This is a genomic window from Streptomyces sp. NPDC025638, from assembly GCF_055558775.1.
The window spans coordinates 49,927-62,630 of the sequence record NZ_JBVHLX010000008.1; the positions used below are offsets into that span (position 1 = coordinate 49,927).

The following is a 12,704-nucleotide window of genomic DNA, read 5'->3' on the forward strand; positions in this document are numbered from 1 at the left end:
TTGGGTCAGCGGGCGCGGTTCAGGGTCTGCAGGGCGGCCCTCAGCAGCTGGCCCACCTGGGGCGTGCCGCCGGCGGCCTCGGCCTGCGGTGCCACGGCGGACACGGCCTCGTCGGCCTCGCGGGTCGCGTAGCCGAGGCCGATGAGGGCCGCGTGCAGCTGGTCGCGCCAGCCGCTGGTGACCGGTGCGCCGATCGCGGGGGCGCCGACGGGCTCGCCCAGGCGGTCCTTCAGTTCCAGCAGCAGCTTCTGGGCGCCCTTCTTGCCGATGCCCGGGACGGCGACGAGGGCCTTCTCGTCCCCCGTGGAGACCGCCCTGCGCAGCGCGTCCGGCGTGTGCACGGCGAGCATCGCCTGGGCCAGGCGCGGGCCGACTCCGCTGGCGGTCTGGAGCAGCTCGAAGACCTGGCGCTCGTCGTCGTCCACGAAGCCGTACAGGGTCAGCGAGTCCTCGCGGACGACCAGGGAGGTGGCGAGCTTGGCCGACTGGCCCATGCGGAGCGTGGAGAGCGTGTTCGGCGTGCACTGGACGGCCATGCCGACTCCGCCCACCTCGATCACCGCTGCGTCGGGAGCGAGTGCGGCGACCGTGCCGCTGACGAAGGCGATCATGCCGTACGGCCTTTCGTTGCTTGGGCTGCGTGCAGGGCGACGGCCTGCTGGAGTCGGTTCTGGGCGGGGGCGCGCCAGATGTGGCAGATGGCGAGGGCGAGGGCGTCGGCCGCGTCGGCGGGCTTGGGCGGCGCGCTGAGCCGCAGCAGGCGGGTGACCATGGCGCCGACCTGCGCCTTGTCGGCGCGGCCGCTGCCGGTGACGGCGGCCTTGACCTCGCTGGGGGTGTGCAGGGCGACGGGAATGCCGCGCCGTGAGGCGCAGAGCAGGGCGACGGCGCTGGCCTGGGCGGTGCCCATGACCGTACGGACGTTGTGCTGGCTGAAGACGCGCTCGACGGCGACGAACTCGGGCCGGTGTTCGTCCAGCCACTGCTCGATGCCCTGCTCGACGGCGACCAGCCGGTGTCCCAGGTCGGCGTGCGCCGGGGTGCGGACGACGCCCACGCCGAGCATGGTGAGCGGGCGTCCCGCCACGCCTTCGACCACCCCGACACCGCAGCGGGTCAGTCCCGGGTCCACCCCCAGTACGCGCACCGGCCCCTCCCTCTCGCTCGCCTGTTTGTGCAGGCTATCGGGTGCCACTGACAACGGCCGACACGACGACGGGCCGACGGGGTGTGTCCCGTCGGCCCGTTGAGTCCGTGGAGGTGGCGAAAGCGTTACGCGTCGACCTTCTCCATGATCTCGTCGCTGACGTCGAAGTTGGCGAAGACGTTCTGCACGTCGTCGCTGTCCTCGAGGGCGTCGATCAGCTTGAAGATCTTCTTGGCGCCCTCCTCGTCCAGCTCGACCTGGACGGACGGCACGAAGCTGGACTCGGCGGAGTCGTAGTCGATGCCGGCCTCCTGGAGGGCGGTGCGGACCGCGACCAGGTCGGTGGCCTCGCTGATGACCTCGAAGGACTCACCGAGGTCGTTGACCTCCTCGGCACCCGCCTCCAGGACGGCACCGAGGACGTCGTCCTCGGTCAGCTCGCCCTTGGGGACGATGACGACGCCCTTGCGGCTGAACATGTACGACACCGAGCCCGGGTCGGCCATGTTGCCGCCGTTGCGGGTCATGGCGACGCGCACGTCGGAGGCGGCGCGGTTGCGGTTGTCGGTGAGGCACTCGATGAGCACCGCGACACCGTTGGGGCCGTAGCCCTCGTACATGATCGTCTCGTAGTCGGCGCCACCGGCCTCGAGACCGCCACCGCGCTTGATGGCGGAGTCGATGTTCTTGTTCGGGACCGACTGCTTCTTGGCCTTCTGGACGGCGTCGTAGAGGGTCGGGTTCCCCTCGAGGTCGACGCCACCCATACGCGCCGCGACCTCGATGTTCTTGATCAGCTTCGCGAAGAGCTTGCCGCGCTTGGCGTCGATCACGGCCTTCTTGTGCTTCGTCGTGGCCCATTTAGAGTGGCCGGACATCTGCCTGTCTCCTTCGCGTAACCCATCTCTGCAACGAACTCCAGAGATCCTACAAGGACTCCGGCGTCCGGTTGGCGCGCACTATGTCGACGAACAGGGCGTGCATGCGGTGGTCGCCGGTCAGTTCCGGATGGAACGACGTGGCGAGCGCGTTGCCCTGGCGGACCGCGACGATGTGGCCGCCGTGCTCGGCGAGCACCTCGGCCTCGGCACCCACGGACTCGACCCAGGGGGCGCGGATGAAGACGCCCTCTACAGGATCGCCCTCGACGCCGCGGACGTCGACCGCCGCCTCGAAGGACTCGTTCTGCCGTCCGAAGGCGTTGCGGCGCACGATCATGTCGATGCCGCCGACGGTCTCCTGGCCCGAGCGCGGGTCGAGGATCTTGTCGGCGAGCATGATCATGCCCGCGCAGGTGCCGTAGACCGGCATGCCGTCCCGCACGCGCGCGCGGAGGGGCTCCATCACTCCGAAGAGGATGGCCAGCTTGGAGATGGTCGTGGACTCGCCGCCGGGAATGACGAGCCCGTCGACCTCGGCGAGTTCTTCGGGGCGCCTCACCTGCCTGGCCACGGCGTCCGCCGCGGCCAGGGCGATGAGGTGCTCCCGTACGTCGCCCTGAAGTGCCAGGACGCCTATGACAGGAGTGCTCATGGGGTCTCTACCAGGGCCTCTTACCAGCCGCGGTTGGCGTAGCGCTCGGCCTCGGGCAGGGTGTCGCAGTTGATGCCGACCATGGCCTCGCCGAGGTTGCGGGACGCGTCCGCGATGATCTTCGGGTCGTCGTAGAAGGTGGTGGCCTTCACGATGGCGGCGGCGCGCTTGGCCGGGTCGCCGGACTTGAAGATGCCGGAGCCGACGAAGACGCCCTCGGCGCCGAGCTGGCGCATCAGCGCGGCGTCGGCCGGGGTGGCCACGCCACCGGCGGAGAACAGCACGACCGGCAGCTTGCCGAGCTCGGCGACCTCCTTGACGAGCTCGAACGGGGCACGCAGCTCCTTGGCGGCGGCGTAGATCTCGTTGTTGTCGCAGCCGCGCAGCTTGGCGATCTCGCCCTTGATCTGGCGCAGGTGGCGGACGGCCTCGACGACGTTGCCGGTGCCGGCCTCGCCCTTGGAGCGGATCATCGCTGCGCCCTCGGCGATGCGGCGCAGGGCCTCGCCCAGGTTGGTGGCACCGCAGACGAAGGGGGTCGTGAACGCCCACTTGTCGGAGTGGTTGACCTCGTCGGCCGGGGTGAGGACCTCCGACTCGTCGATGTAGTCGACGCCGAGGGACTGCAGGACCTGGGCCTCGACGAAGTGGCCGATGCGGGACTTGGCCATGACCGGGATGGAGACGGCGCTGATGATGCCCTCGATCATGTCCGGGTCGGACATACGGGCCACGCCGCCGTCCTTGCGGATGTCGGCCGGGACCCGCTCCAGGGCCATGACGGCGACGGCGCCCGCGTCCTCGGCGATCTTCGCCTGCTCCGGCGTGACGACGTCCATGATCACGCCGCCCTTGAGCTGCTCGGCCATGCCGCGCTTCACGCGGGCGGTGCCGGTCTCGGGAGCCTGGTTCTCGGTGGTGGACACGGGTGACCTCACTGAAGTGAAAGACAGTTTCTGCTGCAGAGCAGGAAACGTGAGTGGACCAGGCCACAGCAAGGGCCAATGTGAAGGCGGTGGATCCTTTTGGCCTACGATCCCGAGAAACCGCAGCTAGACGGCTCGGTCCACCAGCGCCGCCGGGGGCTCGTCGTCCATCTCGAAGGCCAGCGGGAAGGGGGCGTGGCCGGCCAGCCGGAACCAGCGCACCTTGCGGTGCTCGCGGAGCCGACGGGCCGCGCCCACCGCGTCGTTGTGGAAGCGGCGGGCCATCGGGACGCGTCGCACCGCCTCGGTCAGCTCGCGGGCCGCCGCCTCCCCTCCGGGGGCCTCGCGGACCGCCTCGACCTGCTGGGACTCCGCGAAGACCGCGCGCAGCGCCTGGCTCAGTTCGCTCTCGGCTACCTCCCGCTGCTCCTCCTCGGCCTGCCGGGCCGCGTGCGCGGCCTCGTACAGGACGATCGAGGCGGCCGGATCCAGCACGCCGGAGGTCGCCAGCTCCTGGGTCACCGACGCGCGGCGCAGCAACTGGGCGTCGAGGGCGGCACGGGCGGCGTCGATCCGGGAGTGCAGACGGTCCAGGCGGCCGGCCGTCCAGCTGAGGTAGAGACCGATCACGACAAGGGCGACGAGGATCCAGATGAGGGTTGCGCTCACGGGCGGCAAGGCTACCGGGGCGCTCCGCTGGGTTGGCCGAGGGCCTTGCTGTTGCCGACGTTGCAGTGACCGTCCGGGGGCTGCCGCCCCCGGTCCCCCGCATCGGCCTGAACGGCCTCGTCCTCAAACGCCGGACGGGCTGAATGTCACCGGCCTCGGCATCAGGGCCGGGCGGTCCGGTCAGCGGTCACTTCGACCCCACAGCTCCGGGCCGTACCCGTTACCACCGCCCCAGGCCCTCAGGCCCGTCTTGGGGCTGCCGCCCCGGACCCCGCATCGGCCCTGAACGGCGTCGTCCTCAAACGCCGGACGGGGTGAATTTCACCGGCCTCGGTAGCAGGGCCGGGCCGGTCCTGCTACCGGCGACCCCAACCTCAACGCTCCCGGCCGCACCCGATACGGCCACCCCGGCCCTCACGCCCGCCCGGGGGCTGCCGCCCCCAGACCTCGGCATCGGCCCGAACGGCCTCGTCCTCGAACACCGGACGGGCTGAATCTCGCCGACCTCGGCATCAGGACCAGGCCGCATACAAGCCGGTGAAGTCTCAGTCCCGGGCCAGTCCCAGGCGTGCTCTCAGGCCCGATCGTTCGTCCGTGGCCACCGCCGCCGCGCCCGTCGTGACCGTTTCGTAGACCGAGAAGATGTCCGCGCCGACCGTCGACCAGTCGAAACGGCGTACGTGGACGCTGCCGTGGGCGCGGAGTTGGGCGCGGCGGGCCGGGTCGGCGAGGAGGCGTACGGCCGCGTCGGCCAGGGCGTCCGCGTCCTCGTTGGTGAAGAGTTCTCCGGCCGCGCCCTGGTCCAGGACCTGGGCGAAGGCGTCCAGGTCGGAGGCGAGGACAGGCGCGCCCGCCGACATCGCCTCGACGAGGATGATGCCGAAGCTCTCGCCGCCGGTGTTGGGCGCCACGTAGAGGTCGATGCTGCGCAGGAAGCGCGCCTTGTCCTCGTCGCTGATCATGCCCAGGAACTCGACGCGGGAGCGGAGTTCGGCGGGGAGGGTTTCCACCGCCTCCTCCTCGTCGCCGCGGCCGGCCACGAGGAGCCGGGTCTGCGGGCGGGCGGCGAGGATCTTGGGGAGGGCCTTCATCAGTACCGGCAGGCCCTTGCGGGGCTCGTCGATGCGGCCGATGAAGCCGATCGTGTCGCCCTGCCAGTCGGGATTCGGCTCCGCCTTGGCGAAGAAGTCGACGTCGACGCCGTTGGGGATGACGACCGCGTCCCCGCCGAGGTGTTCGACCAGGGTGCGTCGGGCGTACTCGCTCACCGCGATCCGCGCGCTGATCTTCTCCAGCGCGGCCTGCAGGATCGAGTACGCGGCGATCATCGCCCGGGATCGGGGGTTCGAGGTGTGGAACGTCGCGACGATGGGGCCCTGGGCCGCCCAGCAGGTCAGCAGGCCCAGCGAGGGAGACGTCGGCTCGTGGATGTGGACCACGTCGAACTCGCCGTCGTGCAGCCAGCGCCGTACCCGGGCCGCGGAGAGGAATCCGAAGTTCAGCCGGGCCACCGAGCCGTTGTACGGCACCGGCACCGCGCGGCCGGCCGAGACGACGTACGGCGGGAGCGGGGTGTCGTCGTCGGCCGGGGCGAGGACGGACACCTCGTGGCCGAGGCGGATGAAGTACTCGGCCAGGTCGCGGATGTGGAACTGGACGCCACCCGGCACGTCCCAGGAGTACGGGCAGACGATGCCGATCCTCACGGCGTCCCCTTCGCGGGATCGAGATCGGCGAGCCACAGCCGCTGGAGCATGTGCCAGTCCTCCGGATGTTCGGCGATACCCGTGGCGTAGGCGTCCGCCAGCGCCTGTGTCATGACAGACGTCTTCTCGTCCCGAGTACCTGTCTCGGGTACCTCGATCGGAGGATGGACCCGGCCCTGCATGACGGGCGAGTCGTCGTACCAGAGGGTGACGGGCAGCAGCAGCGCGCCCGTCTGCTGGGCGAGCAGGGCCGGGCCCGCGGGCATCCGTGCCGCCTCGCCGAAGAACTTGACCTCCACGCCGGAGGCGGACAGATCACGGTCGGCGACCAGGCAGATCAGGCCGCCGTCGCGCAGCCGCCGGGCCAGCGTGCCGAACGCGGAGCCGCCGCTGTGCGGCAGGACCTCCATGCCGAGGCCCTCGCGATAGGCGACGAAGCGGTCGTACAGCGTCTCCGGCTTGAGGCGTTCGGCGACCGTGGTGAAGGGCGTCTCCAGCTTGGTGGTGACCCAGGCGCCCGCGAGGTCCCAGTTGGCCAGGTGCGGCAGCGCGAGGATCACGCCCCGGTCGGAGGCCAGACCGTCGGTCAGGTGGTGGACGTCCTTGCACTCGAAGCCGGTCCTGATCCGCTCCGGGCTCCATGAGGGCAGCCGGAAGGACTCCATCCAGTAGCGCAGGTACGAGCGCATGCCCGCGCGCGAGAGCTCGGCCAGACGCTCGGGGGTCGCGTCGGGCACCACGCGCGCGTAGTTGCTCTCCAGGCGCTGGACGCCCTTGCCCCGCCGCTTCCAGGCGAGGTCGGCGATGCCGTGGCCGAGGCGCACGGCGACCGGCTCGGGGAGCTTCTTGACGGTGCTCCAGCCGAGGCCGTACAACGTGTCGGTCAGCCGCTCCGCGGTGCTCACTTCGCCGCCTCGCTCCCCTGGGACGCGTTGGCGTTGTCGTCGGACGCGGCCGCCTCCGCCTCGGCGGACTCCCTGCGGACCGTGACCACCCGCTGGATCAGGGTGACCAGGCTGCCCACGGCGACGATCCACAGGGCGATCGGCAGCAGCACCTGGATGCCGGGAACGCCGAACTTGTGCAGGCCGGCCAGGCCGGCGGCGACCAGCGAGATCACCAGCCGCTCGGCCCGCTCGACGAGCCCGTTGACGGCGACCGGCAGGCCGATCGACTCGCCACGGGCCTTGGTGTACGACACCACCTGACCGCTGGCCAGACAGAAGATCGAGACGGCGCACAGGACGTTGTCGTTGCCGTTTCCGGCATACCACAGCGCGAAGCCGCCGAAGATCGCTCCGTCGGCGACCCGGTCGAGGGTGGAGTCCAGGAAGGCTCCCCAGCGGCTGGAGCGGCCCAGCTGGCGGGCCATGTTTCCGTCGACCAGGTCCGAGAAGACGAACAGCGTGATCACGATCGTGCCCCAGAAGAACTCGCCCCTGGGGAAGAAGACCAGCGCGCCCGCGACCACACCGGCCGTGCCGATGAGCGTCACCGTGTCGGGGCTGACGCCCCTGCGGATGAGAAACGCGGCGAACGGCGTGAGGACACGCGTGAAGAATGCACGCGCGTACTTGTTCAGCATGGCCTTCCCGACGGTCGGTGTCGCCGCGCGGCCCTGATGGTCGCCGGCTGGCCCATCGTAGTCACGCGCGCGTGCGGGTGACCGCCGGGCACCCGGAGCCCGTCTCCGGATCCGGCGGCCGGCCCGCAAGTGACGGTGGGCCACGCGATCGGCGTCCGTCGTATGGACGCACCGTGACGGGAGTGGAAAGCTCGAAGGACCGCGGGCGTCATCGGAGCCGCCACCGCACGCGGCCCGGCATGCCCGCGCCCACAATGACCTCACCGTGCACGGGAGGCAAGGCCATGGGCGACAAGGCACAATCACACCCCGGGGCCGCCGGCAGGGCTACGGCGGCCGACCATCCCGCGTCCCTACGGAATGTGGTGCTGGTCGGCCACTCCGGTTCGGGCAAGACGACTCTGGTGGAGGCTCTCGCGCTGACCGCGGGGGCCGTGAACCGGGCGGGCCGTGTGGAGGACGGCGGCACCGTTTCGGACTTCGACGAGATCGAGCACCGGCAGCAGCGCTCCGTGCAGCTCTCTCTCGTGCCCGTCGAATGGGACGGGTTCAAGATCAATCTTCTGGACACCCCCGGATACGCCGACTTCGTCGGAGAGCTGAGGGCCGGTCTGCGAGCGGCGGACGCGGCCCTTTTCGTCGTCTCGGCATCGGACGGCGTGGACGGCTCGACCCGGATGGTGTGGGAGGAGTGCGCGGCGGTCGGCATGCCGCGGGCCATCGTCATCACGCACCTGGAGGCCGCCCGCGCGGACTTCGAGGAGATGACACGGGTGTGCGCGCAGGCGTTCGGCGCGGACGACCCCGACGCCGTACTCCCGCTCTATCTGCCGCTGCACGGCCCGCAGGCGCCCGACGGGCACGCGCCCGTGACCGGGCTGATCGGGCTGCTGTCGCAGCAGCTGTTCGACTACTCCTCCGGGGAGCGCAAGGAGTCCGAGCCGGGTCCGGACCAGCTGCCGCAGATCGAGGAGTCACGCAACCGGCTCATCGAGGGGATCATCTCGGAGAGCGAGGACGAGACCCTCATGGACCGCTACCTCGGCGGGGAGCAGGTCGACATCAAGACATTGATCGAGGACCTGGAGCGGGCCGTGGCCCGCGGGGCCTTCTTCCCGGTCCTGGCCGCCGCCCCCGCGGCCGAGGGCGCCAAGCAGGGCATCGGCACGGTCGAGCTGCTCGAACTGATCACCCGGGGCTTCCCGACCCCGCTGGAGCGGGAGGCGCCCGGGGTCGCCACGGTCGACGGGAAGTCGCGCGAGCTGAAGGCGTGCGATCCGGGCGGGCCGCTGGTAGCGGAGGTCGTGAAGACCTCGTCCGACCCGTATGTCGGCCGGGTCTCCCTGGTCCGGCTGTTCTCCGGCACGCTGCGCCCCGACGAGACGGTGCATGTCTCCGGGCACGGGCTCGCCGACCGCGGGCACGAGGACCACGACGTCGACGAGCGGATCGGCGCCCTGTCGACGCCGTTCGGCAAGCAGCAGCGGCCGGTGACGCACGCCGTCGCGGGCGATCTGGTGTGCGTCGCGAAGCTGAGCCGCGCCGAGACCGGGGACACGCTCTCGGCCAAGGACGACCCACTGCTCATGGAGCCGTGGCAGATGCCCGACCCGCTGCTGCCGCTGGCCATCCACGCGCACAGCAAGGCGGACGAGGACAAGCTCTCGCAGGGGCTGAGCAGGCTGGTCGCCGAGGACCCGACGATGCGCCTGGAGCAGAACCAGGACACCCACCAGGTGGTGCTGTGGTGCCTGGGCGAGGCCCACGCGGACGTCGCCCTGGAACGGCTGCGCAGCCGCTACGGCGTCCAGGTCGACGTCGTACCGCACAAGGTCTCCCTCCGGGAGACGTTCGGGAGCAGGTCCGCGGGACGCGGACGGCATGTGAAGCAGTCCGGCGGGCACGGGCAGTACGCCATCTGCGAGATCGAGGTCGAGCCGCTGCCCGGAGGCTCGGGCATCGTGTTCGTGGACAAGGTGGTGGGCGGAGCCGTGCCCCGGCAGTTCATCCCGTCGGTGGAGAAGGGGGTACGGGCCCAGGCGGCCAAGGGGGTCGCGGCCGGCTATCCCCTGGTCGACGTGCGGATCACGCTGCTCGACGGCAAGGCCCACTCGGTGGACTCCTCCGACGCCGCCTTCCAGACGGCCGGCGCGCTCGCGCTGCGCGAGGCCGCGGCGGACGCCAAGATCCATCTGCTGGAACCGGTGGCCGAGGTGAGCGTGCTGGTCGGCGACGACTACGTGGGCGCCGTGATGAGCGACCTGTCGGGACGGCGCGGCCGGGTGCTCGGCACCGAGCAGGTGGGCTCCGGGCGCACGCTCGTACGGGCCGAGGTGCCCGAGTTCGAGATCGGCCGGTACGCCGTCGACCTGCGGTCCCTCTCGCACGGCACCGCCCGCTTCAGTCGCGCGTACGCACGGCACGAGCCGATGCCGCCCCAGGTCGCCGAAAGGATTCGCGAACAGGCCAAGGAAGCCTCGTAGTCGGCGTTCCCGGAGGGCACCGCACAACCTTCCGGAACGTCATCCTCCGTACGGGCGGGCGGCTTTGGCCGTCCGCCTACGGATGTCGGTGCCTGCGGATACGCTGATCACCTGATCCCGTCATGCCGGATCAGGACGATGACCTGTTCAACAGGTGTGCGGGGCAAGGAAGTCGGGAAGGCCGCAGAAGCGACACCGGCGGCGATCGGGGGCGGGAATGTCGATTGGAACCGAGTGGGACGGACCACAGGTGCCCATCTCCGGCGGCGAGAGCCAGGCGGCGACCTTCGCGCTGGCCTCGGCCGCCTACCGGGACAGTCCGTTCGACGAGATCAAGAAGGCCGACAACGAATGGCACAAGTCGACCGTCAAGCCCGGCCGGATCGCGCTGTTCCGGCCGAATCTGGGCGAGGCCTTCTCGCGGGCCGTGGTCGACCGCATGCTCCGTTCCGGCCGCGCGCCACTCATCCAGTCCTTCGGGATGGATCCCCAGGTCGTCGTGGAGCACAGCCTCGCGGCCAACAACATCCGCAAGGCGCGTGACAACCGGCTGAGCACCGTCATGGTGCTGTGCGGCCTGCTGTTCCTGCCCGGACTGCTGCTGTGGCTGCTGGTCTTCCAGCTCCGCACGTTCGTCGCCAAGCGCGACGACAAGCGGGCCGGGGCGCTCGCCACCACGCTGCTCGTCGCGGTGGGCGCGGTCGCCGCGATCTTCCTGGTCCGCATGCCGTTCACGGGGTTCTGGGCCTGGTATGCGCGCGGGTGCGTCGTCGCCCCGGTGCTGGGCTGGTTCTGGGCCAAGCAGATCTGCGAGCGCACGGCGCAGGACCTGCGCGGGCGCTGGGACGGCCTGCTCTCCGGCAGCAGCGTCGGCGCGAAGATCCCCGAGACGGTGCCGAGCAGCCCCGGTGAGACCGCGGCCGAGCAGCTGCGCCAGTCCCTCGCCCGGCTGAGCGCCGAGCAGCGGTCCAACTCCGTCTTCTACGCCGGGCCCAAGGGCATACTCGGCATGGGCACGCGCTGGGGTTCCTGGCAGCTCGCCGAGGACCTGCTGCCGGCCGATCCCAGCCGGGAGATCCACCCGTTCCGCAGCTGGGACGTCATACGGTCCATCCACGACCAGCTGCGCATGCTGGAGCGCGGCCCACTGAACACCGGCGGGTTCCCCAAGCCGTCCATCAAGCACTGGATCGTCACGCCGATCGGGGAGAACGCGGCAGCGGTGTCCCGGCCGGAGGGCACGGACGTCGAGGCGTACTCGGTCAAGACCCACGCGATACAGGACATCTGCAACAAGCAGCAGTTCGGCAGCGGCGACCGGCACTACCTGGGCGTGCAGTGGACGCTGTGGGACGGGCAGCTGGTGCTCACCATGCTGATCACGGTGACCGTGCTGCATCAGACGCTGCGCATCGAGGTGACCGGGCATGCGCTGGGGCCGGTGCACTCGCTGTTCACCACGAAGCCCGCGGCGCCGACCAAGGAGGTCGCCAAGTCCTTCAAGCCCTGGGAGAACCGGACGATCAAGCTCCCGCTGGTCGGCACGGACGAGGTGGTACGGCTCACCGCGCGGGCGCCGCTGACCTGGTATCCGCCGCTGCTCAACTGGCTCGGCGGCTCGCTGGGCCTGCCCGAGCCGTTCGGTCTGCGGCACGCGTGGGCGGACCGGCCGTGGCGGCACCGCTTCATGGCCGACGATGCGCTGCGTGCGGCCACGCCGGTGCTGCGGGTGGTGCACTCGGCGGCGATCCGGGTGCTGGAGGAGAACGGCGTCGACACGGAGAAGTTCGGCACGCGCTCGGCGTTTCTCAGTACGGCTGTGCAGGATCCGGCGCCGAAGAAGGCCGACCTCTACGACGCGTAGGCCTCCGGCGGTTCGGCCGGGTTTCGTGCGGGTGGGTGGGGGTTCCCGTCCCCTGGGGGCTGCCGCCCCCCAGACCCCCGCTTCGGCCTGGACGGCCTCGTCCTCAAACGCCGGACGGGCTGAAATGTGCGGGCCGGGCTGCGATGTACCGGCCGACCGGCGAAGCGCCGGAAGCGTCGCTCACGTCGTCGGCCAGGCCTCCGCCAGCATCTTCCTCGTGTCGGCCAGGAGCTGCGGGAGCACCTTGGTGTGGCCCACCACCGGCATGAAGTTCGTGTCGCCGCCCCAGCGGGGGACGATGTGCTGGTGGAGGTGGGCCGCGATGCCCGCGCCCGCGACGGTGCCCTGGTTCATGCCGATGTTGAAGCCGTGGGCGCCGGAGGCGGTGCGCAGGGCCGTCATGGCCTGCTTGGTCAGCTCGGCGAGCTCGGCGGTCTCCGGGCCGGTCAGGTCCGTGTAGTCGGCGACGTGGCGGTACGGCACCGTCATCAGGTGGCCGCCGTTGTACGGGTAGAGGTTCAGCACCGCGTAGACGTGTTCGCCACGGCGGACGATCAGACCGTCCTCGTCGGACTTGGCCGGGATCGAGCAGAAGGGGCAGCCGTCGTCGGCACCCGGGCCGCTCGGCTTGTTCTCGCCCTGGATGTAGGCCATCCGGTGGGGTGTCCACAGGCGCTGGAACGCATCCTGCGTCCCCACTCCGATCTGCTGCTCCGGCTCACTCGTCATGCTACGCAGCATATGGCTTCGCCCGTTCGTGGCGTGTCGCCGGGGCGTCCCGGGACGGGGAA

General features: G+C 70.7%; 12 protein-coding genes. 2 read left to right on the forward strand and 10 right to left on the reverse strand.

Going from position 1 to position 12,704, the window contains the following annotated elements; all coding sequences use genetic code 11:
* Nucleotides 1-5: 5 nt before the first annotated feature.
* The 9 genes from ruvA to pgsA form a co-directional block, all read right to left on the reverse strand.
* Nucleotides 6-611, reverse strand: coding sequence for a Holliday junction branch migration protein RuvA (gene ruvA / locus ACZ4EG_RS21390; protein ID WP_263206653.1), 606 nt, complete (start codon nucleotides 609-611; stop codon nucleotides 6-8).
* Entirely contained in the window at nucleotides 608-1,147 is a 540-nt protein-coding gene (gene ruvC, locus ACZ4EG_RS21395) for a crossover junction endodeoxyribonuclease RuvC (RefSeq protein ID WP_467791702.1), read from the reverse strand. Before ruvC ends, ruvA begins: the two co-directional genes overlap by 4 nt.
* Before the next feature lie 125 nt (nucleotides 1,148-1,272).
* Nucleotides 1,273-2,025, reverse strand: coding sequence for a YebC/PmpR family DNA-binding transcriptional regulator (locus ACZ4EG_RS21400; RefSeq protein WP_453549486.1), 753 nt, complete (start codon nucleotides 2,023-2,025; stop codon nucleotides 1,273-1,275).
* 49 nt (nucleotides 2,026-2,074) lie between these two features.
* Nucleotides 2,075-2,680, reverse strand: coding sequence for a pyridoxal 5'-phosphate synthase glutaminase subunit PdxT (gene pdxT, locus ACZ4EG_RS21405; protein ID WP_453549488.1), 606 nt, complete (start codon nucleotides 2,678-2,680; stop codon nucleotides 2,075-2,077).
* A 20-nt stretch (nucleotides 2,681-2,700) separates the two neighbouring features.
* The gene (gene pdxS, locus ACZ4EG_RS21410) at nucleotides 2,701-3,606 is read right to left on the reverse strand and encodes a pyridoxal 5'-phosphate synthase lyase subunit PdxS (protein ID WP_390710866.1); all 906 of its coding nucleotides are present in this window, start codon (nucleotides 3,604-3,606) and stop codon (nucleotides 2,701-2,703) included.
* A 126-nt stretch (nucleotides 3,607-3,732) separates the two neighbouring features.
* Nucleotides 3,733-4,275 (reverse strand): LemA family protein, encoded by a 543-nt coding sequence (locus tag ACZ4EG_RS21415; RefSeq protein WP_453549490.1) that lies wholly within the window; start codon nucleotides 4,273-4,275, stop codon nucleotides 3,733-3,735.
* 545 nt (nucleotides 4,276-4,820) lie between these two features.
* Nucleotides 4,821-5,981 (reverse strand): glycosyltransferase family 4 protein, encoded by a 1,161-nt coding sequence (locus tag ACZ4EG_RS21420; protein ID WP_467791703.1) that lies wholly within the window; start codon nucleotides 5,979-5,981, stop codon nucleotides 4,821-4,823.
* Complete coding sequence (locus ACZ4EG_RS21425) at nucleotides 5,978-6,886, reverse strand: phosphatidylinositol mannoside acyltransferase (RefSeq protein ID WP_453549495.1); 909 nt, start codon at nucleotides 6,884-6,886, stop codon at nucleotides 5,978-5,980. Before ACZ4EG_RS21425 ends, ACZ4EG_RS21420 begins: the two co-directional genes overlap by 4 nt.
* Nucleotides 6,883-7,566: a phosphatidylinositol phosphate synthase gene (pgsA, locus tag ACZ4EG_RS21430; RefSeq protein WP_390710870.1), complete on the reverse strand. Its 684-nt coding sequence runs from the start codon at nucleotides 7,564-7,566 to the stop codon at nucleotides 6,883-6,885. The genes ACZ4EG_RS21425 and pgsA overlap by 4 nt, the downstream gene beginning before the upstream one ends.
* Before the next feature lie 284 nt (nucleotides 7,567-7,850).
* On the opposite strand from pgsA, the gene ACZ4EG_RS21435 reads away from it, so the two are divergent.
* Complete coding sequence (locus ACZ4EG_RS21435) at nucleotides 7,851-10,049, forward strand: elongation factor G-like protein EF-G2 (protein ID WP_453549497.1); 2,199 nt, start codon at nucleotides 7,851-7,853, stop codon at nucleotides 10,047-10,049.
* 217 nt (nucleotides 10,050-10,266) lie between these two features.
* Nucleotides 10,267-11,913, forward strand: coding sequence for a hypothetical protein (locus ACZ4EG_RS21440; protein ID WP_467791704.1), 1,647 nt, complete (start codon nucleotides 10,267-10,269; stop codon nucleotides 11,911-11,913).
* A 180-nt stretch (nucleotides 11,914-12,093) separates the two neighbouring features.
* Here ACZ4EG_RS21440 and ACZ4EG_RS21445 read toward each other — a convergent pair whose 3' ends face one another.
* On the reverse strand, nucleotides 12,094-12,654 hold the full coding sequence (locus ACZ4EG_RS21445; RefSeq protein ID WP_453549502.1) for an HIT family protein: 561 nt from the start codon (nucleotides 12,652-12,654) through the stop codon (nucleotides 12,094-12,096).
* Between the last annotated feature and the right edge of the window lie 50 nt (nucleotides 12,655-12,704).

Excerpts from the sequence above, each read along its gene's own strand:
- ruvA (WP_263206653.1), bottom strand. The coding sequence starts at position 611 with ATGATCGCCTTCGTCAGCGGCACGGTCGCCGCACTCGCTCCCGACGCA.
- ACZ4EG_RS21440 (WP_467791704.1), top strand. The coding sequence starts at position 10,267 with ATGTCGATTGGAACCGAGTGGGACGGACCACAGGTGCCCATCTCCGGC.
- ACZ4EG_RS21445 (WP_453549502.1), bottom strand. The coding sequence starts at position 12,654 with ATGCTGCGTAGCATGACGAGTGAGCCGGAGCAGCAGATCGGAGTGGGG.
- ACZ4EG_RS21435 (WP_453549497.1), top strand. The coding sequence starts at position 7,851 with ATGGGCGACAAGGCACAATCACACCCCGGGGCCGCCGGCAGGGCTACG.
- ACZ4EG_RS21400 (WP_453549486.1), bottom strand. The coding sequence starts at position 2,025 with ATGTCCGGCCACTCTAAATGGGCCACGACGAAGCACAAGAAGGCCGTG.
- pdxT (WP_453549488.1), bottom strand. The coding sequence starts at position 2,680 with ATGAGCACTCCTGTCATAGGCGTCCTGGCACTTCAGGGCGACGTACGG.
- pgsA (WP_390710870.1), bottom strand. The coding sequence starts at position 7,566 with ATGCTGAACAAGTACGCGCGTGCATTCTTCACGCGTGTCCTCACGCCG.